Source organism: Telluria sp. AC161 (assembly GCF_979258535.1).
Genome location: NZ_OZ409861.1, coordinates 2,094,842 through 2,118,549 on the forward strand (window position 1 = coordinate 2,094,842; position 23,708 = coordinate 2,118,549).

Below are 23,708 nucleotides of genomic sequence, written 5' to 3' on the forward strand. Positions count from 1 at the left end.
ACCAACAGCGCGAACGCCTGCTTCGCGCGCGTAAGCAACAGGCGCGCACCGCATCAACAACCTGGCATTAAACCGCGAATGGAGATCTGGACAACATGAATTCAAGCATGCTCGGCCTTGCCACCACTTTCTCGCTCACCCTGCTCGCGTTCGCCGCCCCGGCGGCCGCAAACGCGCAGGCCAGCGCAACCGCGACCAGCAGCCTGCCTTTCGAGGTCAAGCCGGTCGGCACATTCAACAACCCATGGGCCATGGCATTTCTGCCTGACGGCAAAGTGCTGGTGACGCAGAAGGAAGGGACGCTGATCCTGTTCGATCCCGCTACCGGTACCAAGCGGACCGTGTCCGGCACACCCACCGTCAGCAGCAAGGGCCAGGGCGCGCTCATGGACATCGTGCCCGCCCCCGACTTCGCGGCCAGCAAGCTGCTCTACTTCAGCTACTCGGAAGCGGGTAGCGGCGCCGATACCCGCGTCATGCTCGCCACCGCGACACTGGATCAGGCAGGCGGCTCACTCAAGGATACGAAGGTCATTTTCCGCGGCCAGGATGCGTCGACGGGCGGGCACTATTCGGGTCGTATCGGCTTCTCACCGGATGGCAAGTACCTGTTCTTTACGAGTGGCGATCGCCAGCTGTTCGACCCGGCGCAAGACCCGAAGTCGACGCTCGGCAAGGTGCTGCGCCTGAACCTCGACGGCACGCCAGCATCTGGCAATCCGCTCGCGGCGAAGGGGTTCAACCCAGCTGTCTGGTCGTATGGCCACCGCAATCTGCTGGGTGTGGCCTTCGACAAGCAGGGGCGCTTGTGGGAAATGGAGATGGGGCCGCGCCATGGCGACGAGATCAACCTGATCAAGCCAGGCCTCAACTACGGCTGGCCGAAAGCATCGAATGGCAGCCACTATGACGGCCGCGACATCCCCGACCACAAGCCAGGCGACGGTTTCGAAGCACCGAAAGTGTTCTGGGATCCGGCCATTTCGCCGGGCGGCCTCGCCTATTACGATGCGGACCTGTTCCCGAAGTGGAAAAATTCCCTCTTCATCACGGGCCTCTCAGGCAAGTCGCTGGACCGCATCGCGCTCGACGGCGAGAACGCGAAGAAGGTCGACCATTGGGACATGGGCGAACGCATCCGCGCCGTTCGCGCCGGGCCGGACGGCGCAGTATGGCTGCTGGAGGACGGCCCGCGTGGCAAGCTCCTGATGCTGACACCGAAAAAGTAAGCCAGCAAGAGCTGCGTGACGCGGGCGTGCCCGCTGTTGCGCTATGGGTTGTTCACGCAGGCCAGCGTGCCGCCGGCAACCTGGCTGCGCACGCCGGCCGAGATCGCCGCAGCGAGCTTGGCCAGCGCAGCGCGATGTCCGGCCACCAATGCCTCGTACCCCGGTCCCACGTTTTCCTGGAACACGCTGCGGCACGTCTGCACCGAGCCGCCATCGACCTTGCGCACGTTCCAGACCGCGTCGATCAGGGCGTAGCCGCCTTCCTTCGACTCGAAACGCTGGACGTTCGCGCCAATGCGGTACAGCGTACTGCCGGCCGGCGCCGGGTTGCGGTACACATCCACACCACCCAGATTGGCCGCGATCCCCAGCGACAGCCCGGTGGTGATTTCATCGGCCAGCGGACCGGCCCAGCGATGGTGCTCCATCAGTTCGATCTTGCCGGCCTCGCCCGCCACCATCAGTTGCGGACGGCGCACCTGCGCGGGAATCGTCACGGGGCGCATTTCAAAAAACAACGGTGCGCTGGCCGCTGCCGGCGGCACGACCGTAGCGGCGCCGCCGCTGAGCGTATAGAACTGGTCGGTCGGCGTGCTGGAGCAGCCCGCCAGCAGCAACGGGGCTGCCAGCGCCGCCCCGGTCAGTGCGCGGCGCGCCTGGATAAACAGCGTCATTCTTTTTTCTCCTGAGGTTTGCCGCGAATGAGCGACTGCGGATTGCGTTCGAGGTAATCGGCCAGCGCATCGATCTTGGCCATCGTGTCGGTCACCGACTGCAGCGCCTTGCGCAGATCGGACTGCAGCGGCGCATCCTGCGCCAGCACGCTTTCGGCGCTGGCGAAGGTGGCCTTGGCGGCGTTGAGCGTCTGCTGCATCTCGGGCAGCACCTTGCCATCGATCCGTGCCAGTGTCGCATTCGCCTGCTTCAGCGTCAGGTTCAGGTTCACGCCGATCTCGTCGAATGGAATCTTGTCGAGTTTGCCCGCGATGCGCGAAATCTGGCTTTGCAGTTCATCGAGCTGGCCTGGCACCGTCGGCAACACCAGGAACTCGCCCTGTTCGGCGATCGTGGCTTTGCGTGCGTTGGGGAAGAAGTCCAGCGCGATATACAGCTGGCCCGTCAGCAGATTGCCGTTGCGCAGCTGTGCGCGCAGGCCGCGGCCCACCATCGCGGTCAGGGCGCGCTGGCCGCCGTCTTCGCGCTCCATCGCCGCCATGAAGCCTTTGCCCAGACGGCCCGGATACAGGTCAACGGTGATCGGCATCGTGAATTTCTGGCGTTCGCGGTCGAACTCGATGCCGACGGCGCGCACCTCGCCCAGCGCCACGCCGCGAAAATCGACGACGGCGCCCGGCGACAGCCCGCGCAGCGACTGGTCGAAGTACAGCATGGCCGTGACGGCCGGCCCGTCAGGCGGGCGCAGCGCAGCGCTGCGGTCTTCCGACAGCAGGAAACGCGTGCCGACCGGCGCCGGGGCAACCGGCTTGCGCCCATCGGCCGATTCAAAGGCGATGCCGCCGGTGGCCAGTGCCGCCAGCGATTGGGTATTGAGTTTCAGGCCGCTCGCATCCAGGCGCAAGTCGACGCCGCTGGCGTGCCACCAGCGCGTGTCCTGACCGACCAGGCCAATATACGGCTGCTCGACGAAGACCGACATGTCGATGCCCTGCCCGGCCTTGTCCAGCGCCACCGAGGCCACCTGGCCCACGCGCACGCGCTTGAAGTAGACGGGCGAACCGGGCGCCACTGAGCCGAGCGTTTCGGCATGCAGCTTGTATTCGCGGCCCTTCAGGCCAATTGGAATCGGCGGCGCCGTTTCCAGCCCCGTGAAACTGTTTGTCGTGTCTTCCTTCACACCGGGCGCCGCGCCGATATAAGGGCCGGACAGCAGCGTGCCCAGGCCCGAGACGCCGCTGGCGCCGATCTGCGGCTTCACGACCCAGAAGCGCGAATCGATGGCGGTAAAGCGGTCGGCCTCCTTGGCCATCTCGATCTTGGCAACGACGCGGTTACCATCTTCGCCCAGCGTAACCGAGACGACGCGGCCGATGTCCACGTCCTTGTACTTGACCTTGGTCTGGCCCGCCTCGAGTCCTTCGCCGCTGGAGAAATACACGTAGACGGTCGCACCCTTGTTGGTGACCCAGCTGACCACTTGCCAGGCGCCGATCAGCGCCGCGAGCACGGGAATCATCCAGATCAGCGATGGCAGCCAGCGGCTGGGGCGGTCGACGGCGGGTGAAGCGGCCAGTGGCGCCGATGGGCCCACGGGTGGTTCCGGCGGGGCCGGCGGGTTGGCAGGTGCGTGCGCGCTGTCCGGTTCAGACATGGGGTTCTCCGTTCGATTCAATAGGGTCCCAGATCAGGCGCGGGTCGAACTGGTGGGACGCGACCATCGTCACGATCACCACGCAGCCAAACGCGATCGCGCCCGGTCCGGCCGTGATCACCACCAGCGCATCGAAGCGCACCAGCGCGACGGTCAGGGCAACCACGAAAATATCCAGCATCGACCAGCGGCCGACGAATTCAATGGCGCGATACGCGCGTGTGCGCGCCATCGGCGCCGTGCGCGAGCGCGCCTGGGCGGTGGCATTCAGCCACGCCAGCGCGGCGAGCTTTGACACCGGCACCACGATACTGGCAATGAAAATGATGATGGCCAGGCCCTTCGAGCCGGTGTTCCAGAACAGCACGACGCCGCTCATGATCGTGTCGCCCTCCGTGCCACCGATCGAGCGGGTGTACATCACGGGCAGCATATTGGCGGGAATATAGAGCAGCGTGGCGGCCAGGAGCATGGTCCAGGTCCAGCCGACGCTGTGGGGAATCCGGCGATGCAGCGCGGCGCTGCAGCGGGCGCAGCGATCGGTGCCGTCGCGTGACGGGCATGTGTGATTCACGAGGCCGCAGGCGCTGCACGAGACCAGCACCGAATCGGCTTCGGGAATCGTGGTGGTCTGACGTGCCGGATCGGACTTGCGCAGCGGCGCCAACCGGTCGGCCAGCGCCCACAGCGCTTTCGGTTCATAGCGCATGACGAGCGCGCACAGGATTGTCAGCACACCAAAAGCAAACAGCGCAGGATGCGGCTCCACGCGCGCCAAACTCGTCATCTTGATTACGGTGATCAGGATGCCGATCATCAGCACCTCGGTCATTGCCCAGTGGCGTGCGCCCTGGACGGTGCGCAGCACGAGATTGAAACCGGGTACGCGCACGCCCCGGGTCAGACCGAGCGCCACATAAAACAGGGAGCCGAGCTCGATGCCGGGAAAAATGATGGCGCAAAAGAAGACCATGGCCGCAATGACCTGGTCGCCCGCCCCCCACAGCACAGCCACGGCCTGGTACAGCGTGGCGCCCGAGAGCATGCCGCCCATCTCGAGCGTGACGATGGGGAACCACTGCGCCAGCAGGAACACGAACACGGCGCCCAGCGTCAGCGCGGCCAGCACCTCGGCCTGACGCGCCGGGCTGCCTTTGTGCCAGCGGTACAACTCGTGCTGGCAGCGGTGGCAGCTGGCGCGCTCGCAGGCGGCCAACGGCCGCCAGTGATACAGGCTGCCACAGTCATGACACGCGACCAGTTGATCCGTTTTCACCCACTCCCCTTACACCAGTGCTTTCACACTAGGTATTATGACCGAGAGCAACTGAACGTGCAGTTCCAACGTGAGCGCAGTCCCGATCAGAAGCGGACCTTGACGTAGGCCGACGGGCCGGTCAGCTTGAGGTCGATGTCGGCGGTGCGCTCGCCATTGCGGTGCAGGTCGATTTTCTGGATGCCGTAGTCGAGGACCAGGCCGATGTTCTTGTGCGGGAAGTATTCCACGCCGAGCGCGCCGTTGTAGATGTGACCTTCGACATTGCCGCCGTTCTTCTTCACGCCCGAGGCTTCCGCGTAGAAGCGGACCTGGTCGTTCAGCGCGTGGCGCCATGCCAGTTCGACGGTTGGGGCCCAGACGCTTTCGCTGGCCGACGCCGAACCGCTCCACGAGTAATTTTCCACGGGTGCGGTCGCGCTGACATTGGCCGACGCCGAGCCGGAAATCTTGGCGCGCAGGTGGGCTGCGCCAAGGCCAACACCGAAGACATTCTTTTCCTTGCCGAACCACAGCTTGTACGACAGGCGCGCCAGCTCGATGCGCAGGTTGGCGTCGGCGCGCAGCGAGCCGCTGACCGGACGGCCCTCATACACGGTGTCGCCCTTCAGGTCGGCGCCGTAGCCTTCGTCAAAGCGGAAATAGTCGAACGAGATGCCGTGACTGTCACCGATCAGGACTTCGCCCTTGACGCGTGGCAGCGTGACGTCGCTGATCTCTTCATCCGGCGTGTCGACACGGCCGTAGCGGGTATCGCCGCCCAGATGGATTTCAGGATCGGCGTAGAACGCGCCGGCCGAGATGCTGACGCGATCGAGCGCTGGCGACTGCTGTGCCTGCGCCATGCCTGCTGCGGCGGCGCCCAGCAAAATGGCGCCCTTGATTGCGCGGACAAGGGTGGTGTGGATGGACGGGGCAGCAATGCGTGGTGCAGGGCGGGACATGGGTTCTCCGGATAGTCAATTGATAGAAGTGCCCGCCAGACTGTGTCTCGACGCGGCAACAATTAATTATCGCAAGATGTTAGTTTGCCAACCCGCACGATTGAACTGACTTTGTGGTCATTAAGCCACACCGATATTTGGCAGCATGCAAGTTGCATACTGGGCACACCGCGGCGCGTCATTACACGAACGCACCCGGTGCTGCGCGCCTCATGGTTTATCATCCAGAAACATTAACCTTTTCACAAACGCAGCCAATGAAGCAATTTACCCTTCCGCAGAATTCCTTTCTGCTCCTGCTGACGATCGTCACCATCGCTTTCCTCTGGATTCTGCTGCCGTACTCCGGCGCCGTGTTCTGGGGCGTCGTGTTCGCCATCATCTTCGCGCCGCTGCAATCGAAATTGCTGCGGGCAACCAAGGGCAAGCCGACCGTTGCCGCCCTGCTCTCGCTGCTGGTCATCGTGCTGATGGTGCTGCTGCCGCTGGCCATGATCACGGCGTCGCTGGTCGATCAGGTCGCCGGCATCTACACGATGGTCAGCAGCGGGCAGATCGATTTCGCCCACTACTTCGAGGTCGTGATGCGCGCCTTGCCGAACTGGGCCATTTCGATCCTGGAGCGCTTTGAACTGACCAACCTGGCCTCGCTGCAGACCAAGATCACCGAATTTGCCGCGCAGATCAGCCAGGCAGCCGCCACGTATGCGCTCAATATCGGTCGCAACACGCTCGACTTCGTCGTCAGCATGACGATCATGCTGTACCTGCTGTTCTTCCTGCTGCGCGACGGCCGCATCCTGGCAGCGCGCATCCAGCGCGCCGTGCCGCTGAGCGTCGAATACAAGAGCCGCCTGTTCCAGAACTTCACGACCGTCATCCGCGCCACGGTCAAGGGCAATGTGCTGGTGGCCGTTGCGCAAGGCGCACTGGGCGGCCTGATCTTCTGGATGCTGGACGTGTCCGGCCCGCTGCTGTGGGGCGTGGTGATGGCCTTCCTGTCGCTGCTGCCGGCCATCGGCGCGGCACTGGTCTGGGGGCCGGTGGCGATTTATTTCCTGGTGACGGGCGATATCTGGCAGGGCGTGGTGCTGGCCGCGTATGGCGTTCTGGTCATCGGTCTGGTCGACAATATCCTGCGCCCGATCCTGGTCGGCAAGGATACCAAGCTGCCTGATTACGTCATTCTGCTCTCCACCCTGGGCGGTATGGCGCTGTTCGGCCTGAACGGTTTCGTGATCGGGCCGGTGATTGCCGCCCTGTTCATTGCTGCGTGGGATCTGTTCTGCCGCTCGGACGAGTTCCAGGAAGAGTAACAGCAAGGGTTAGACTAAAGGTAAGATACGCGCTTTGCCCCGGCCAGCATGACGTCGGCCGGGGTCCTGCCGCAACCTGATTCAACGAGAAATTCAATGCTGACTACCCTGCTCGACTGGTTCCTTCACCTGGACCGCCACCTCGCCGTACTGGCTGCCGAATACCAGTTGCTCGTCTATGTGCTGCTGTTTGCCGTGATCTTCGTCGAGACGGGCGTGGTCGTGATGCCGTTCCTGCCTGGCGACTCGCTGCTGTTCGTTACCGGCGCACTGGCCGCCAAGGGCATGCTGTCACTGGAAATACTGATTCCGCTGCTGATTGTCGCCGCGGTGACCGGCGATATTCTTAACTTTGCCATTGGCAGTGCGTTTCGTGAACGCGTGAAGCGTGGCTACCGCTTCCGCCTGATCAAGGACGAACACATTGCGCACACCGAGCGCTTCTTCGAGCGTCATGGCCCCAAGACCATCGTGCTGGCGCGTTATGTGCCGATCGTGCGTACGCTCGCACCGTTCGTGGCAGCGCTGGGCAGCATGCGCTACGCCACCTTCCTCGGGTACAACATCGCTGGCGGCACCTTGTGGGTCGTGTCGCTGACGGTTGCCGGCTACATCTTTGGCAATATCAAGTGGGTCAACGATAACCTGACAGCCGTCATCATGGGCATCATCGTGCTGTCGCTGGTGCCGGGCATCGTGGCCTGGCTGATGGAACGGCACCGCGCGCGCCGTGCGGGCGGTCCAGTCTGACCTGACCATCTTTGCCGCGACCCAAGCCGGGGAATATCCCCGGCCAGAAGGTCAGGCAGCGCAGACGGCCACTGGCAAGGCCATCGACACGGTGGTGCCCATCCCCGGCCCCGCGCTGCGCACGAAGATCGATCCGCCATGGGCTTCGCACACGCCCTTGGCAATCGTCAAGCCCAGGCCCGCACCGACGGGCGCGCGGCCCGGCGCCAGTGCACGGCGCTCGAATGGCTCGAAAATGTGCTGCAAGTCTTCCGCCGCAATGCCTGCCCCGCAGTCGATGACCTCGGCGCGCAGTACATTGCCCTCGATATAAACCCGCAGGCAGATTTCCTCGCCATCAGGCGTGAACGCGCTGGCATTGCACAGCACGTTGCCCAGTGCCTGCGCCACCCGCTCCGGGTCGCAGCGCAACTCGGCATCAGGATTGTCGACCTCGACGATCAGGCGCTGGTTGCGCGAGCGCACCAGCGTTTCCACCGCGTCGAGCGACAAGTTCACGATCTCATGCTTCGTGCAACGGCGTGGTTCGACCGGCAGCGTGTGGACGCAGTCAACACGTGACGCATCCAGCAGATCGGCAATGAAGCGCGCCAGTTGCTTGGTTTGGCGCTGGACAACACCCGCCATTTTCGCCACGCCCGGGTCCTTGTTCGCGCGCTGCAACAGGCCAGCGATGCTCATGATGGGCGCCAGCGGGTTGCGCAACTCGTGCGCCAGCATGGCCAGGAATTCTTCACGCGCGTGGGCGGCGTCGCGCTCCCGCTCTTGCAGCCGGCGCTGCTCGCTGATGTCGGTCAGGCAGCACAGGGCGCCCACGACGGCGCCATCCGCGTGGAATACCGGCTTGGCATGCACGACAATACGGCGGGGCTGACCATCACGGCACACGGCGAGCAGCTCAGTAGGACATGGCGACGCCCCGGCGGCTGCCTGCGCCGCCGGACTTGCCGTCTTGTCCAGCAATTCACCATCCAGGGACCGCAGCGTCTCGAACCCATCCCACCGCATGTCTTGCAGCAGCGGGCAAGCATCACCCCAGATCCGCTTCGCTGCTGCATTGACGTGGACCAGTGTGCCATTGGGAGAGCAGCAGTACGCAGGGCAAGGCATTTGCTCGATGGCCCACGCATAGGATTCGGGCCACCCGTTATCCAGCTCGCTAAATTCGCCGTCGAGCGGCGTGTTCTCATTGTTCATGGTGCAAATGCGGAAAGAGCACCGCTATCAAAGTCTCAATCGACATTATCGAGGTTGCAACATTTGCACAGCGTAGGAGAGCGACTACCGGGCTTGTGGGAGGTTGACGTGCAGGCAGCCTGTAAACGACAAACGCCCCGCATTCTGCGGGGCGCTGGATATGGGTTGGGCAAGCGCCCAACCCGGAAATCAGTTCGACTTGGCGTGCGCTGCCAAGCGACGGGCAATGGCTGGCGAGACGGCATCGGCGCCGCGGGTCATGCGGTACAGCGCCCAGACATCGGCGCTGCCAGTGGTGCGGGTTGCGGCGGTTGGCGCTGCCTTGACTTCACGCACGAAATCGAATGCGGTGCTGAACACGGCGGCCAGTTGGGCAGCGAACGATGGGCGAAGGGACAAGGTGGTCATGGTTTTCTTCCTGTGTATTTGATCTGGTATGAAGCTAGTATGCGCTCTATCAGATAGAAATCAAATTGCGATCCATGATAGTCGTCATTCACAAATCAACTATCTTGAATATTCAATATTTGATCGACAACAGGAAACCAGTTGGTGCCGGCGTCACGCGAGCACCTTCATTCCACTGCGTCCAGCCCGTCTTAGACGCCAGCCAACGCAAGGCGTCCGACCGGCGCTTCCTGGCTGCGTGCCGGGGCAGGTGCAGCGTGGGCGGCGACCGTGCTGCCACCGGTCTTGAACACGCTGACCACGTCGGCCAGGTGCGCCGCCTGCTCCTGCATCGAGCCAGCGGCAGCGGCGGCTTGCTCGACCAGCGCGGCGTTCTGCTGCGTCGCCTGGTCCATCTCGGTGATGGCGGCGTTGACCTGCTCGATGCCCGCGCTCTGCTCGTCGCTGGCATGCGAAATCTCGCTCATGATGCCGGTCACGAGGGAAATGCTCTGCACGATATTGGTCATCGTGGTGCCCGCATTGTCGACCAGACCGGTACCAGCTTCGACTTTCTGCACCGAGTCGTCGATGAGGCCTTTGATTTCCTTGGCTGCAGCCGCCGAGCGATGCGCCAGGTTGCGCACTTCGCTGGCAACGACGGCAAAGCCGCGGCCCTGTTCACCGGCACGCGCCGCTTCCACGGCAGCGTTCAGGGCCAGGATATTGGTCTGGAAAGCGATGCTGTCGATGACGCTGATGATGTCGACGATCTTGCGCGAAGATGCATTGATCTCGCTCATCGTGCCGACCACTTGCGCAATCACGGCGCCGCCCTGCCCGGCAATGCTGGCGGCTTCGGAGGCCATCGTGTTGGCGCGGCGGGCGTTATCGGCATTCTGGCGCACGGTAGAGGTCAGTTCTTCCATCGACGAAGCCGTTTCTTCCAGCGAGCCGGCCTGCTGTTCGGTACGGCGCGACAGGTCCAGATTGCCAGCGGCGATTTCTGCCGATGCGGTGGCGATCGTTTCGGTGCCGGCGCGCACCTGGCTCACGATCCCGAGCAGGTTATCGTTCATTTTTTGCAGTGCTGCCATCAACTGGCCGGTTTCGTCGCGGGTCGTGACGGTGAACTGGCTGCTCAGGTCGCCCGACGACACACGGTCGGCAACGGCAACGGCATCCTGGATCGGTCGTACGATCGAACGGGTGATGAAGATCCCGAAGGTCACGCCCAAGCCGATGGCAAGAATCCCCAGGCCGATCAGGGTCGTGCGCGCCGTGTCATACGCTGCGGTCGCGTCGGCCACGAATTTTTCTGCTGACTTTTGCTGCGCAGCGGCGAGCTTGCTGATCGATTCGACGTAGACCACGCTGGTCGGGAGCATCTGGCTCTCGAAGATGCGCTGCGCGCCCTCGTTGTCGCCGGCCATCTTGGCCGCCAGCAGCGCCTTGCGTGCCGCTGCGTACGGCACGCGGGCCGTCACCACCTCTTCGAGCTGCGCCTGCGACTTCGGATTACGCAAGCCGGCCTTGATGGTCTGCTGCAATTCGGTGGAGCGTACGGAACCAGCTGCGATGCGCTCGCCAATGAGCTTGACCTGCTCCGGCTCCGGCGTACGGTAAGCCATCTCGACCAGCGCGCGGTTCACTTCAATGATCTTGGCCCACTCGGCCACATTGCGCTGGTTCTTCATGCTGGTGTTGACCACGCGATCGGTCGCATCCTTCATGTCGCCCATGCGACCGAGGGTAACGACAATCACGATGGCCATCAGGATCAGTACGGCCGCGTAGCTGAACGCCAGGCGCGTGCCTATTTTTAAGTTTTTCATCAACGGTTATCCGGGAAGTTGTGAGAAACGGCGCCCTGCGTATGCCAAGGAACGCCGCGTGGTAAAGATGCTCAAAAGAAATATGATCGCACATGCGGGCAAGTCGTGTGTTGCACACGACCAACATCTTCGGTCAACAGTACTGATTCGGCGTGTAGTTCACGCAAGTACTTTCAACCTCAAACATGGTCGATCCGCCATGCATGGAACAAGCGCGGATCATCCGCGCTGACGAGAGCGCAGACGTGTGTCTGCCCCGCCTTCTCAGCTGCCGGCAACCGGGCTCATCGCGCGGAAAATCTGAATGACGGCCGGTCCCAGCAGTACGACCAGCAATGCTGGAAAAATGCAGAAGATCAATGGAAACAACAGCTTGGTGGCAATCTGCGCCGCCTTCTCTTCCACCAGCTGCCGGCGCCGCGTGCGCAGCTGTTCCGACTGCACCCGCAGCGCCGTACCGACGCTGGTGCCGAAGCGCTCGGCCTGGATCAGCATCTTGACCAGCGCATCGACGTCTTCCACGCCGGTGCGCAGCGCCAGGTTGCGCAGCGCCTTTTCCTTGGCGCTGCCGGCGCGCAGTTCCAGCGTCACCAGTTGCAGTTCGTCGGCCAGCACCGGACTTTTCAGGCCGATCTCGTTGCCCACGCGCGCCAGCGCCGCGTCCATCGCCAGGCCTGCTTCGACGCAAACCGTCATCAGGTCGAGCGCATCGGGAAAGCCCTCGAAGATGTCGCGCTGGCGATTGGCGACACGGCGCTTGAGGAGGAAGTCGGGCAGGTAGTAGCCGATGCTGGCCGCGCTGACGAGCAACAGGAAGGTCAGCGCCAGCGGTCGGTTGGCATGGTGCGGCAGCGCGATCCAGACCACCAGCGGCAGGCCGAGCGTCAGCACCGACTTGCCGGCGTGGTACAGCCCGGGGGCGGACGGCGCGCGCCAGCCGGCATTAATAAAGCGCAGCCGCAATGGCGACGATTCCCAGCCGTCGGCCGGCACCGACAGCTTGGCCAGCGGCTCGGCGAAATCGGCCAGGCGCTCGCGCCAGCCGTCCCCGCTCCGGGTCTTGGGCACATCGCGTTCATCCAGCGCCACCAGGCGCGCCTTGACGGGATCGCGCGTCAGCAGCAGCAAGGCGACGACTGCGATGCCGAACACCAGCAGGAACATCGCTGCCAGCATGAGAATGTTTGCCATGGTCATCGTGTCGTCCTGTCGTTACATCCGGATGCGGACGATCTTGCGGATCGCCAGCACGCCAAAAGCCATCATGCCCAGCGCTGCGCCACTCAGCTGGCGCCCGATCGGGTCGTTTACCAGCACGCTCATCGTCTCGGGATTGGCCAGCGCCATCATGCCGCCGGCGCCAAACGGCAGCAGGCCCAGCACCCAGGCCGAGATGCGGCCCTCGGCCGACAGCACGCGCACCTGGCCGGCCAGCTTGTGGCGATCACGGATGATGCTCGAAATCGACGTCAGCAATTCGGTCAGGTTGCCGCCGCTTTCGCGCTGGATCAGCACCGCGACAACGAAGTACTGCAAGTCCATGCTCGGCACGCGCTGCGCCAGGTTGTTCAGTGCATCGGCCATCGAGACGCCAAAATTGACTTCATCGAACGCGGTCTTGAATTCTTCCCCCAAAGGCGCTGCCACTTCGTCGGCCACCAGCTTCAGGGCCGTCGGAAACGCGTGGCCAGCGCGCATCGCGCGGCTCATCATGTCGAGCGCCTCGGGCAACTGGCGCTCGAAGCGCACCATGCGCGCATCGCGCGCCCGCGTCAGGCGCAGCAGCGGCAGCCAGCCGGCAACGAGCATGCAGGCCAGCAGGCCCAGTAACGGCAGGCGCAGCAGCAAGGCGGCCACGAGCCCGCCGAACGCGCATGCTGCGCACACGGCCAGCAGCGACGCCACCTTCTGCGCGCTGCCCGCCTGCAGCAGCATGCGATCCAGCCGGTACACGCCCGGCAGGCGCCCCAGCAGCGGCTCGAGCTCCGGGTTGTCGGACAGGCGCCGTTCCTTGACGATGGTGACATCGAGTTCGCGCGTCTCGCGCCCGATCACGCTGCGCAGCCGGCGTGCGATGCGCTCGGCTTCTGGGTTGTTGTTCGCCTGCCAGGCCGTGTACACGCCCCATACCAGCAGCAGGACGGCGACGAACAGCAGCAGGATGAACAGGATGAAGGTGGTATCCATGCCAGGCGTCCTAACGCGGCTCGAAGATGTGCGGCGCCAGGTTCACGCCAAACGTGCGCAGGCGCTCGGCGAAGTGCGGCCGCACGCCGGTGGCGGTCGCCTGCCCCAGCACCGTGCCATCGTCGGCCACGCCGGTCTGGCGGAACGTGAAGATCTCCTGCATCGTGATGACGTCGCCTTCCATGCCGGTCACTTCCGTGATCGACAGCACCTTGCGCTTGCCGTCGGTCAGGCGCGAGACCTGCACCACGACGCCCACGGCCGACGCAATCTGCTGGCGCATAGCTTTTGGCGGCAGGTTCGGCGCCGCCATGCTGATCATGTTTTCCAGGCGCGTGAGCGCTTCCCGCGGCGTGTTCGCGTGCAGGGTCGCCATCGAGCCTTCGTGGCCGGTGTTCATCGCGCCCAGCATGTCCATCGCTTCTTCGCCGCGCACCTCGCCCAGGATGATGCGGTCGGGGCGCATCCGCAGCGCATTCTTGACCAGCGCGCGCTGCGTCACTTCGCCCTTGCCTTCGATGTTGGCAGGGCGCGTCTCCAGGCGCACCACGTGCGGCTGCTGCAGCTGCAGTTCGGCCGCGTCTTCGACCGTCACGATGCGCTCGTTATGGTTGATGAAGCCCGAGATCACATTGAGCATCGTCGTCTTGCCCGACCCCGTGCCGCCCGAGATCACGATATTGACCTTGGCCTTGCCCAGGCCCTGCAGCACTTCGGCCATGTCGGCCGTCATGCTGCCGTACGCAACCAGGTCGGCCAGGCGCAGCGGATCGGCCGAGAAGCGCCGGATCGACATCACGGCGCCATCGATCGCCAGCGGCGGGATGATCGCGTTCACGCGCGAGCCGTCCGGCAGGCGCGCGTCGACCATCGGGCTCGACTCGTCGATGCGGCGACCCACGCGCGAGACGATCTTGTCGATGATCTTCATCAGGTGGGCTTCATCGGTGAACGTCACGTCGGTCAGTTCGAGCTTGCCGCGCCGTTCGACATACACCTGCTTGTGCGTGTTGACCAGGATGTCCGAGACGGTCGGGTCTTCCAGCAGTGGCTCGAGCGGGCCGAAGCCCAGCATCTCGTTCTGGATGTCGCGCGTGAGCATCTTGCGCTCGGCGTCGTTGATGACGACCATCTCTTCTTCGAGCAGGCGCTCGACCAGCAGGCGCAGCTCTTGCCGGATCTGGTCGCCGTTCAGGCGCTGCATGCTTTCCAGGTCGATGCGGTCGAGCAGTGCTTCGTGGATGCGGGCCTTGAGCTGGTGGTAGGCGCGGTTGTCGATCGGCCCGCCGCGCACGGCGCCAACGCGCGGCACCGCGGTGCCGGTGGTCACGCGCGTCGGTGCGCTCGTTATCGTGCTGGTGCTGGTGCTGCTGCCAAGTGCGGCGCTGCCGAGGCGTTCGCGCAGCGAAGCGGATGGGATCATGTTCATGTCGTTGGACTCCTTGAGCAGTTCGCGGGTCATGCGTCAGTTCTGCGGCGCTTGAACAGGCGCGCCATCACGCTGGCCGCGGCTTGCGGCGCCGCCTCGCCCGTCTGGCTGCGCGCCATCGTCATCAAGGCCGCGCTCAGCGGGCTGTCGGGCGCCAGGCGCGTGATTGGCACGCCCTGGTTGACCGATTTGGCCGCCGCATCGTAGTGGTTCGGCATCGTGCGCAGGTGCGTCGTGTCGAAGGCCTGCTCGAGGTCCTTGAGCTTGATGTCGCTGTTGTTGTCGTGGCGGTTCACGACGATTTCGACTTTGTCGCTGCCATATTCGAGGTTGCGGAACACGTCGAGCAGGCGCTTGCCGTCGCGGATGTACGGCAGCGTCGTTTGCAGCACCGGGTAGATCGTGTCGGCATGGTCGAGCGCGCGGATCGTCACCGGATCCAGGCTGCGCGCGACGTCGAGCACGATGAAATCGTACTGGCGGCGCGCCAGTTTGATGATCGCGTCGATGTGTTCGGGCTTGACGTCGCTGGCGTGCGCCGGATCGGACGGCGCGGCCAGCACGCTGAAGTTGGGCGTCACGGCAACCATGCTCGACGACAAAAACGACGGGTCAAGCCGGTGGATCTGGGTCGCGACATCCGACAGCGTGGCCAGCGGTTTGCTGTCCGAAACGAACAGCGACGCGTCGCCGAACTGCAGATTCATGTCGATCATCGCCACGCGCTTGGTGCCGCCGGCGGACAACGCATAGGCCAGGTTCGTCGCCAGGAAGGTCGCGCCACTACCGCCCTTGCACGAAATGAAGGCCAGCACCCTGCCCTGCGCCGCGCCCTGGCTGCCGAACTTCTCGGCGATGTGGTCGACGGCCTTGATCAGGTCAGCGGCGGCGGGCGACGCCGGCAGCACTTCGCGCACGCCGGCACGCATCGCGCGCAGCAGAAAATCCTGCGACAGGTCACCCGACAGCACGATGAACGCCATGCGCGGAAACAGGTGACCGAGCCGCTCGAGCTGGTCGAGGTCACCCTCGTCGGCGCGCGGCTGGTCGACCACCAGCAGGTCGGGAATGGCGTCGTCGCTCATCGTCGACAGGCGCGCCGGGGTGCCGGCGATCATGTCGACTTCGTCGCTGCCCGGGCGTGCGCGCAATTGGCGCGACAGCTCGATCAGGTGGCGCTCGTCGCGCGAAAGGACTGCGATTTTCATGGTGGCCTCTTACTTGTTCCCGCCGAACAGCGTGATCTCGACCTGCGGCGCGGGTGCGGCAAACGAGCCCTGGTAATTCTTGTAGGCGAGGATCGCGGTGCCGGCGTCGCTGCCCGGCGCCGACGGCGTGGCCTGGGGCGCGATGACCTGGCTGGCCATGATGCTGCGCACGGTGGTGCCGGTGCCGGCGGGCGTATCGGTCGCGCAGCCGCCCAGAAGGAGCATGCAGGCTGCGGCGAGGATGGCGGTGGTGATGGTCTTCATGATCATTTCTCTTGTGCGACAGGAGCGGCGCGGCCTTCGAGCTGGCCGCCAAGCAGGAACTCGGCGCGGGTCGGCTGCACATACTCGTCGGTTGGCAACCCGGGCTGCGACTGCATCGGCTTGGCCAGGCGCGGCGTCACGATGAACACCAGTTCGGTGCGGTCATTCTGGAAGTCGCTGCTACGGAACAGCGCACCGAGTACCGGGACATCGCCCAGGAACGGGAAGCGCTTGATGGTGCTGGTCACGTTATTGCGGATCAGGCCGCCGATCGCGAAGCTCTGGCCATCCTGCAGCTGCACCGTGGTTGCCGCGCGCCGCGTCGTAAACGATGGCAGGATCGCGGTCGCGCTGTTGTTGCTCGAACCGGGCGTGGTGATGCCGATGCCCTCGCGATTGAGTTCCGATACCTCTGGCGCCACGCGCAGGTTGATGCGCCCGCCCGCCAGCACGGTCGGCGTGAACTTCACGGCCACGCCATACTCTTTTTCTTCGAGCGTGATCAAGCCCGCACCACCGGACGAAGTCTGCGCGACGGGGATGAAGATCTTGCCGCCGGCAAGAAAGCTCGCCTCCTGCCCGCTGATGGCCATGACGTTCGGCTCGGCCAGGATCTTGACCAGGCCATCGCGCTTTTCACCGTCGATGGTCAGTTGCTTCATGCCGTTACCCACGGCGCTGACGGCGCCGGCGCCGCCACTGAGCAGGCTCGATACGGCGGCATAGGTCCAGCTGCCGTTGGTCTTTGAAAAGCCCGCCTTGGCACCAAGCTGGTCGACGAGCGACTTCGAAATTTCGGCGATCTTCACTTCCAGCATGACCTGCTGTGGCGCCGCGATCGACAGCATGTTGAGCACTTTCGCGGCGGTCGCCGAGCCCGCGGCAGGCGCCGCAGCCGGGGCACCGACGGACAGGGGCGACGGGCTGCCGGCGCCGCTGTCGGCTTGGCCGCCCGCAGCAGGCGCGGCGCTTTCCTGGAACGCTGTGGCCAGATCCACCAGCTGGCTGGCCACGCCGACATCGCTGACCATGCCCGACAACACCACGGCATTGCCGCTGGCGCCGATGCGGATATCGCGCTCGCGCGGGAACAGCGTGTCGAACTGCGCACGCAGCGCCGACGTGTCGATCGCCACGTCCAGGTCGATCACGGTCGAGCGCTTGTCACGCCCGGACACGATCAGGTTCGTGCTGCCGACGCTGCGCGCGACGATCACGACTTCGCTCGCGCCCGGGACCACGACGTTGGCGACTTTCGGGTCGCCCACCATGACGGCGCCGGCCGGCGTGCAGAAGCGCTTGAGGACGGATTTGCCGCGCATCAGCTGCAGCCGCCCATTCGCACCGCCGCGCAGGTCGATGCAGTCAGCCGCTGCGGCGCTGGTGTCGGCGGCATCCACCTTGCCGGCGGGGGCCGCATGGGCATCCAGCGTCAGCGCAACGGCGCAGGCCAGCAGGGTTTTATGAGTCAATGTGGTCATGACGGATTCTTCAATCAAAAGCTTTGCGAAGCGGCGTCCAGGCCGCGGATCACCAGGACACCGTCGCGCGGCGCGCTTGGCTGACGTGGTGCTGTAGGAGCAACGTGCGGCGCCGGATCACGCACTGGGGCCAGCGCCTTCGCCGACAATGCCGGCAGGCCGAGCACCGATTCGCGCGTGGCGCCGGTGGTGTTGGCCGGTTGCGCTTCGATCTGGTTGCGCAGCACGAGCGACAGGGAGCCGATCGAGCGGGCCAGGTCGAGCTTTTCCACTTCATTCGGGGTCAGTTCCAGCGTGACCGCATTGACGACGCGCGGCTTGCTGTCGTCGACCGCCGATTCCTGCGCCACGGCCAGCACCAGGATGCGCTCGAGGACAATCTTCGAAATCGAGCCGGCGTTCTGCGCCAGGTCGCTGTTGGTGGGCGCCAGGTTCACGAGGATGTCGACATAGTTGCCCGGCAGTGCAAAGCCGGCCACGCCGACGACGTCGTTGACGCGCACGGTCATGGCGCGCTTGCCACTGGCCACCACCGCCGACAGGCCGCCCAGCGTGCCGGCCGGCGCCAGCTTCGATTCGAGCACCGGCTCGCCGCGTGCGATGTCGCCACGCGCGATGCGGCCTTCCAGCAGTTTGATGTCGGTGATGGCGCCAGGCGGCATCGAGCCGGCGGGCCAGTCGGTCAGTTGCAGGCTGGCCGGCAGGATGCGCGCGCCCTGCCCGATATCGGCGGCGGCCACCACCACGCGGGCACCGGCCGGGCCCTGCTCGCCCATCCACTTGGCTGCCAGTACCACGGCGCCCAGCGCCAGCAGCAGCGCCACGCCGATGATCAGGATCGCTCTCGAATTACGCATGCTCATACTCCGTCGTGCCGCGTTCGCGGCGTTCTTGTGATGCGGGCCGGCCTGGGGCGCCCGCGGCAAAATAGTTATCCCAGGCCCAGTCCAGGGTGCGGCGCGACAGTTCCGGCGCGCGGTCTTCGTAGCGCGCCAGGTCGCGCAACTGGCGCATCAGGTCGCGCGGGTAGCAGGCCAGCAGCGGCACGCCGCGCTCGCGGTGGCAGGCCAGCAGGTAGTCGAACGACGCGGCGTCGAACGCCACGCCGACGCTGTCGCACGCCTGCCGGAACAGGCGCGCGTATTCGTCGGTTGACGCTGCCGGCACTTCGATCTTGTAGCCGAGGCGGCGCAGGAAGGCGCCATCCGACAAACGCTGCGGCACGAAGTTTGACGAGAACACAACGATCACGTCGAACGGCACCTGGAACGTGTGGCCCGTGTGCAGCGTCAGGTAATCGACATTGCGGTCCATCGGCACGATCCAGCGGTTCATCAGGGCTTCCGGCGTGCAGCGCTGGCGCCCCAGGTCGTCGATGATGAAGATGCCGTTGTTCGACTTGAGGTGCGGCGGGGCCTGGTACAGGCGGGTGTGCGGATCGAAGCGCAGGTCGAGCATGTCCAGCGTGAGTTCGCCGCCGGCCAGCGCAGCCGGGCGACGCACGCCGCGGATCCAGCGCCCATCCGGCGCGCTGCCGCGGTCCAGGCTCGGTGCTTCCATCACCGCCGCTTCGGTCACGCAGTGCTGCACGTTGTCGAAGAACGGAATCACTTCGCCATCGACCATCAGCGCGTGCGGCACGGCGATCGTGCCGACCAGCAGGTCGCGCAGGCGCTCGGCCAGGTAGGTCTTGCCGCTGCCGGCGGCGCCGTGCAAAAACAGCGCGCGGCCCGAATTCATGCCGGCGCCGATCTGGTCGAGCACGACCGGGTTGACGACGACACCATCGAAGGTGGCGGCCATCGCACCGCGCGTTACCTGCATATTGGCCACGCTGTGCGCCGCGACCTGGGCCACGTAAGCTGCCAGCGTGACGGGCGCCGGGCCGGCGTAGGCATTGCGGCCCAGAGCGGCCTGGGCACGCGCGCGGCCGGCTTCGGTGAGGATGTAGCACAGGTCGGCATCGGTGCCGCTGTTGCCGATGCGCGCGACTTCGCACAGTTTTTCACTGCGCAGGAATGCGATCAAAGGATCGATGACGCTGACGTTGAGTTTGGTGTGCGCGGCCAGTTCGGCCAGGCGCAACTGGCCACGCTGAAACAGGATCTTGCCCAGCAACTCAGCCAGAAAAAGGAATGGCAACCCGGTCTCGTCGACCGTGCGCGGCGCCCTGGCATCGGCCGGCGCGTTCGCTGGTGCAGGCAGGACCTGGCTCACAGCGGCAACGCCCCGTGTACGCGTAACCACAGCACGCAGCCCACAGTGGCGACCGCAATCGCGATCGCATACGGCAGGCGGCCGCTGGCCGCTTCCGGCGGCACGGTCGGCGCGGCGACCACGCCGGCCAGCGCCGAGTAGGTCGTGTGCAGCGCCATGTGATACGCGTTGGCGACCAGGCGGCGCAGATTGCGCTGCCAGGCCGCAAACACCAGCGCCAGCACGCCGCCAGCCACCAGCGTGACCAGACCGACGGTGAGGATCTGACCGGCGCCGACAAAAGCGCCGACCATCGCCAGCAGCTTGACGTCGCCGGCACCCATGAGGCGCAGCGCATACATCGGCAGCAGGATCACCAGTCCCAGCCCGAAGCCGCCCAATGACGACAGCAGCCCGAGGCCGCCCATCGGCGTGCCGAACAAGCCCGGCCCGGCCGGCAGTGCAGCGTGCAGCACGAACGCCGCCAGCATACCGGGGAACACGACGGCGTTCGGGATGCGGCGCGCTTTGACGTCATGCCACACGGCGGCGCCAAGTAGCAAACACAACATCATAAGTGGCAAGATCGTCAAGGATACACTCCGGGTAAAAAAAATCCGGCGACGGACAATCCGCGCCGGATGAGGACCGCTTGAGGCGGGCCGTGCTGTATGCAATTACGTGGTCGGGGTCTTGATGCGAGCGGCCAGGTCGTTGAACAGCTTGCTGATGTTGCCACCCAGCAGGGTCACGGCGGTGATGATGACGCCGGCGATCAGCGATGCGATCAGTGCGTATTCGATGGCGGTGACGCCGTCTTCTTCTTTGATCAGGTTTTTGATGAAGTTCATGGTGGAGCCTTTCAAGGGTCGGTATTCAATCATTAGCAGGTTGGCTTTATGCGCTCGTCCATGCAGCCATTGCCGCGATGAAGCAGACGACTGCGAGCAGAACCGAGAGAACGACATACGACATGGCCGGATTGCTGCTGCTTTCATACTGCTGTTCCGGGTTGTCTTCTCTGTCGTGCACCGTTCGCTCCTGTTCGCTTGCCGCCGTACCGCATGTCACGATACGCAGCGCATGAGTTGAATCTTACGGACCAGCAACTTTGTTGCCATCCGTCAAAACTACCTTTTTGAAAGGTACGTTGCGCCATGGCAACCCGGTACATTTGTCCTGGGTCGCCCTGCGGCGCATTCTGACGGAGCGAAAAAAGGCGATGCCTCAGGAGAGACCGTGCTTGGTGGCGTAGACGTACAACTCGAGGCGGTTGGCGACGTCCAGCTTCTGGTAGATAGTGGTGAGGTGGTTGCGCAGCGTGCGCTCCGAGATGAATGCGCGTTCGGCCAGTTCCTTGTTCAGGGCGCCCTTGCCCTGCACGATCATGCCGATCACGTCGCGCTCGCGCGCCGTCAGCGTGCCGATGCGCTCGGCCTCCGGATCGGCTTTCGGCGCCGGCGCCACCAGTTGGCCCAACAGCGCCTGCATCAGCGACTGGTCGAGCCACAACTCGCCGCCGTGCACCTTGCGCACGGCCAGCAGCACGTCGTCGGTCGGCGCTTCCTTGCTGACCACGCCGCGTGCACCGGCCTTGACGGCAGCGGCCAGCGTGCTCTGGTCGCGGTTCGCACTCAGGATCACGACGCGCGTGCTGCCATTGGCCACCAGCATCGGCAGAAAATCGATGGAACTGCTGCCTTTCAGGTCGAGGTCCAGCAGCACGATGTCCGGGTGCAGTGAAGCGCACAGGGCCGTCGCTTCAGCGCCGTCACTGGCGCTGCCCACCAGTGTGAACGACGGGCCTTCGGCCTGGATCAGGCGCTCGAGACCCCACAGCATGGTCTTGTGGTCATCCACGAGCAGGATGCGGATCGTCATGGTTTCTCCATTACGTTGTGTGGGTAGTGATCAGACCGGGATGCGGACGCGCAGCAGCGTCTGGCGCCCGTCGGCCTCGACGTCGAGCGTGCCACCCACCGCGGCCACGCGCTCGGCGATCGAGCGCGGCACGAAGGGTTTCGGCGCCTGGGCGCCATCGGACACCGGGTTGAAGATATCGATCGCCAGCTGGCCGGCGGCGTCCTCGATCACGACGCCTGCCGTGCGGGCTCGCGTGTGCTTGCAGATATTGCTGATGCCTTCGGTTACGATCTGGAACACCTCGGCCGCCATGCGGTCATTGGCCACGCCCTCGCCCTGCACCTCGAGCATCACGTCCAGGCCATAGAAGGTTTGCACCTGGCGCAACTGACGGCGCAGCGCCACCAGCAGTTCGGGTTCTTCCTGGCGCCCGCTGCGAAAACGCTGGGCGAAGTCGCGCATGTCACCGATCACGTCCGAGCACATCGCCAGCAGGCGGTCGAGCTCGGGCGCAACCGCGCTGTCTTCACCGGCACTGTTGCGGATCGCCGCCACCGCGTGGCGCAGGCCGATATACGGCTGGATCGTGCTGTCGTGCAGGTCGCGCGCGATGGTCTGGCGTTCGCGAAACGCCGCTTCGGACGCCAGCCGGTCAAGGAGATCGATGGTTTCGATGACGGGAAACGCTTGCTGCACGATGTGCTTCAAAAACGTGGCGTCGCCACGGCGCAGTCGGCTGCCGGTGACGAAGATGCGCCCACTGCCCTTGCGCAGCGGCAGCGACACGCTGACGAAACCGTCGGTATCGAGCAGGTCGGCCACGTGGCCGCAGGCGTCCATGTCCGTTTTGCACCACTCTTTTTCGCCGGTGGCCAGGCGCACCGCGCACACGCCGCCCGGCAGCAGGCGCAGCAAGCCGGCGCCGGGGCCGCGGTACAGGATCGCGCCTGGCGCCAGCGCCAGTAACGGCTGCACGTCGGCGGCATCGGGCCGGCTGCGACTGATTGCGCGGCCCGCGCGGGGATGATGGGCCGTATTTAGGATCCAGCGCTGGTGGCTGTCCTGCATCAGCAAGGTGCAGGTGGTGGCGCCGTAGTAACGCAGGATCTTGTCCATCAGCGAATCGAGCGTGTGCTGCACGCCGAAGCGCGGATTGGACAGGCGGCTGACATCGCGCAGCAGCGCCAGCCGGCGCCGCTGGTCGACCGACAGGCCGCCCCAGAACGCAATCATGTAGCCCAGCGCGAGCAGGAACGTGGCGCGCAGCAGCAGGATGTGAAACGACTGGAAGCCCTGCACGAGCATCACCGACAGGGTCACGATGCCGACCGCACCCAGGGTGAGCCTGGCGCCGGCATCGAACCCGTGGCGGAACGACGTGGCCAGGATCGCGAACAGGAAGAACGAAAAGAACGGACTGGTGCCGCCACCGGTGGCGAGCACGATCGCCCCATACCAGACGATGTCGACCCAGTAGATGTTGGGACCGTGCCAGAAGCCTGCCCGGTAGCTCGCGATGACAAGCAGTGTCAGGCTGTGCAGCACATAGCCGCCGAGCACGATCCAGGTCCACGGGCTGGAGGCGACGACGCCACCAGGGCCGATGTACAGGGTCAGCAGCGCCGAGATCGACAGCAGCACGCGCATGCCGAACACCATCCAGGCTTCTGCCTCGGGCGCGGCGGCCGATGGTGCGGCGACGGGGGGCGTGCGCCGTGCGGCGGCGATCAAACGACGGATATCCGGGTTCCAACTCATGTTGTTGCGCGCCGACAAACGCGTTGACTCCTCGCTAAAACGGTTACAGGTGGTGATTG

General features: G+C 64.8%; 22 protein-coding genes. 3 read left to right on the top strand and 19 right to left on the bottom strand.

Annotated elements, in window-relative coordinates; all coding sequences use genetic code 11:
• Positions 1-95 precede the first annotated feature (95 nt).
• Entirely contained in the window at positions 96-1,229 is a 1,134-nt protein-coding gene (locus ACZ0AJ_RS09410; RefSeq protein WP_499454090.1) for a PQQ-dependent sugar dehydrogenase, read from the top strand.
• A 41-nt stretch (positions 1,230-1,270) separates the two neighbouring features.
• Here ACZ0AJ_RS09410 and ACZ0AJ_RS09415 read toward each other — a convergent pair whose 3' ends face one another.
• From ACZ0AJ_RS09415 to ACZ0AJ_RS09430, 4 genes are all read right to left on the bottom strand, one after another.
• Positions 1,271-1,903: a PqiC family protein gene (locus ACZ0AJ_RS09415; RefSeq protein WP_499454092.1), complete on the bottom strand. Its 633-nt coding sequence runs from the start codon at positions 1,901-1,903 to the stop codon at positions 1,271-1,273.
• Complete coding sequence (locus ACZ0AJ_RS09420; protein WP_499454093.1) at positions 1,900-3,558, bottom strand: PqiB family protein; 1,659 nt, start codon at positions 3,556-3,558, stop codon at positions 1,900-1,902. The genes ACZ0AJ_RS09415 and ACZ0AJ_RS09420 overlap by 4 nt, the downstream gene beginning before the upstream one ends.
• The gene (locus ACZ0AJ_RS09425; protein WP_499454095.1) at positions 3,551-4,834 is read right to left on the bottom strand and encodes a paraquat-inducible protein A; all 1,284 of its coding nucleotides are present in this window, start codon (positions 4,832-4,834) and stop codon (positions 3,551-3,553) included. The genes ACZ0AJ_RS09420 and ACZ0AJ_RS09425 overlap by 8 nt, the downstream gene beginning before the upstream one ends.
• An 86-nt stretch (positions 4,835-4,920) precedes the next feature.
• The gene (locus ACZ0AJ_RS09430; protein ID WP_499454096.1) at positions 4,921-5,778 is read right to left on the bottom strand and encodes a hypothetical protein; all 858 of its coding nucleotides are present in this window, start codon (positions 5,776-5,778) and stop codon (positions 4,921-4,923) included.
• 257 nt (positions 5,779-6,035) lie between these two features.
• Here ACZ0AJ_RS09430 and ACZ0AJ_RS09435 point away from each other — a divergent pair, with 257 nt between their 5' ends.
• Both ACZ0AJ_RS09435 and ACZ0AJ_RS09440 read left to right on the top strand, forming a co-directional pair.
• Complete coding sequence (locus ACZ0AJ_RS09435) at positions 6,036-7,094, top strand: AI-2E family transporter (RefSeq protein ID WP_499454097.1); 1,059 nt, start codon at positions 6,036-6,038, stop codon at positions 7,092-7,094.
• 96 nt (positions 7,095-7,190) lie between these two features.
• Positions 7,191-7,844, top strand: coding sequence for a VTT domain-containing protein (locus tag ACZ0AJ_RS09440; protein ID WP_183552807.1), 654 nt, complete (start codon positions 7,191-7,193; stop codon positions 7,842-7,844).
• A gap of 51 nt (positions 7,845-7,895) precedes the next feature.
• Here ACZ0AJ_RS09440 and ACZ0AJ_RS09445 read toward each other — a convergent pair whose 3' ends face one another.
• The 15 genes from ACZ0AJ_RS09445 to ACZ0AJ_RS09515 all read right to left on the bottom strand — a co-directional run bounded on the left by ACZ0AJ_RS09445 (position 7,896) and on the right by ACZ0AJ_RS09515 (position 23,649).
• Positions 7,896-9,041, bottom strand: a complete 1,146-nt coding sequence (locus tag ACZ0AJ_RS09445; protein ID WP_499454626.1) for a sensor histidine kinase — start codon at positions 9,039-9,041, stop codon at positions 7,896-7,898.
• Between the two features lie 189 nt (positions 9,042-9,230).
• On the bottom strand, positions 9,231-9,449 hold the full coding sequence (locus ACZ0AJ_RS09450; protein WP_499454099.1) for a hypothetical protein: 219 nt from the start codon (positions 9,447-9,449) through the stop codon (positions 9,231-9,233).
• Positions 9,450-9,640: 191 nt separating this feature from the next.
• On the bottom strand, positions 9,641-11,263 hold the full coding sequence (locus ACZ0AJ_RS09455) for a methyl-accepting chemotaxis protein (RefSeq protein WP_499454100.1): 1,623 nt from the start codon (positions 11,261-11,263) through the stop codon (positions 9,641-9,643).
• Positions 11,264-11,527: 264 nt separating this feature from the next.
• The gene (locus tag ACZ0AJ_RS09460) at positions 11,528-12,460 is read right to left on the bottom strand and encodes a type II secretion system F family protein (RefSeq protein ID WP_499454102.1); all 933 of its coding nucleotides are present in this window, start codon (positions 12,458-12,460) and stop codon (positions 11,528-11,530) included.
• A gap of 15 nt (positions 12,461-12,475) precedes the next feature.
• Complete coding sequence (locus tag ACZ0AJ_RS09465) at positions 12,476-13,450, bottom strand: type II secretion system F family protein (protein WP_499454104.1); 975 nt, start codon at positions 13,448-13,450, stop codon at positions 12,476-12,478.
• Positions 13,451-13,460: 10 nt separating this feature from the next.
• Positions 13,461-14,912 (bottom strand): TadA family conjugal transfer-associated ATPase, encoded by a 1,452-nt coding sequence (locus tag ACZ0AJ_RS09470; protein ID WP_499454106.1) that lies wholly within the window; start codon positions 14,910-14,912, stop codon positions 13,461-13,463.
• Entirely contained in the window at positions 14,909-16,087 is a 1,179-nt protein-coding gene (locus tag ACZ0AJ_RS09475; RefSeq protein WP_499454107.1) for a CpaE/TadZ family protein, read from the bottom strand. Before ACZ0AJ_RS09475 ends, ACZ0AJ_RS09470 begins: the two co-directional genes overlap by 4 nt.
• A 9-nt stretch (positions 16,088-16,096) precedes the next feature.
• Positions 16,097-16,351 carry a hypothetical protein gene (locus ACZ0AJ_RS09480; protein ID WP_499454108.1) on the bottom strand — a complete coding sequence of 85 codons (255 nt, stop codon included), beginning with the start codon at positions 16,349-16,351 and terminating at the stop codon, positions 16,097-16,099.
• Positions 16,352-16,353: 2 nt separating this feature from the next.
• Complete coding sequence (locus ACZ0AJ_RS09485; RefSeq protein ID WP_499454109.1) at positions 16,354-17,832, bottom strand: type II and III secretion system protein family protein; 1,479 nt, start codon at positions 17,830-17,832, stop codon at positions 16,354-16,356.
• Between the two features lie 14 nt (positions 17,833-17,846).
• Positions 17,847-18,689 carry a Flp pilus assembly protein CpaB gene (cpaB, locus tag ACZ0AJ_RS09490; protein ID WP_499454631.1) on the bottom strand — a complete coding sequence of 281 codons (843 nt, stop codon included), beginning with the start codon at positions 18,687-18,689 and terminating at the stop codon, positions 17,847-17,849.
• Positions 18,682-20,049 carry a DUF8689 domain-containing protein gene (locus ACZ0AJ_RS09495; RefSeq protein WP_499454112.1) on the bottom strand — a complete coding sequence of 456 codons (1,368 nt, stop codon included), beginning with the start codon at positions 20,047-20,049 and terminating at the stop codon, positions 18,682-18,684. The genes cpaB and ACZ0AJ_RS09495 overlap by 8 nt, the downstream gene beginning before the upstream one ends.
• On the bottom strand, positions 20,046-20,603 hold the full coding sequence (locus tag ACZ0AJ_RS09500) for an A24 family peptidase (protein ID WP_499454633.1): 558 nt from the start codon (positions 20,601-20,603) through the stop codon (positions 20,046-20,048). The genes ACZ0AJ_RS09495 and ACZ0AJ_RS09500 overlap by 4 nt, the downstream gene beginning before the upstream one ends.
• A gap of 102 nt (positions 20,604-20,705) precedes the next feature.
• A complete protein-coding gene (locus ACZ0AJ_RS09505; RefSeq protein WP_499454115.1) occupies positions 20,706-20,879 on the bottom strand; it encodes a Flp family type IVb pilin in 174 nt (57 codons plus the stop codon).
• A 376-nt stretch (positions 20,880-21,255) separates the two neighbouring features.
• Entirely contained in the window at positions 21,256-21,909 is a 654-nt protein-coding gene (locus ACZ0AJ_RS09510) for a response regulator (protein ID WP_499454118.1), read from the bottom strand.
• Between the two features lie 30 nt (positions 21,910-21,939).
• On the bottom strand, positions 21,940-23,649 hold the full coding sequence (locus tag ACZ0AJ_RS09515) for a sensor histidine kinase (protein WP_499454119.1): 1,710 nt from the start codon (positions 23,647-23,649) through the stop codon (positions 21,940-21,942).
• Between the last annotated feature and the right edge of the window lie 59 nt (positions 23,650-23,708).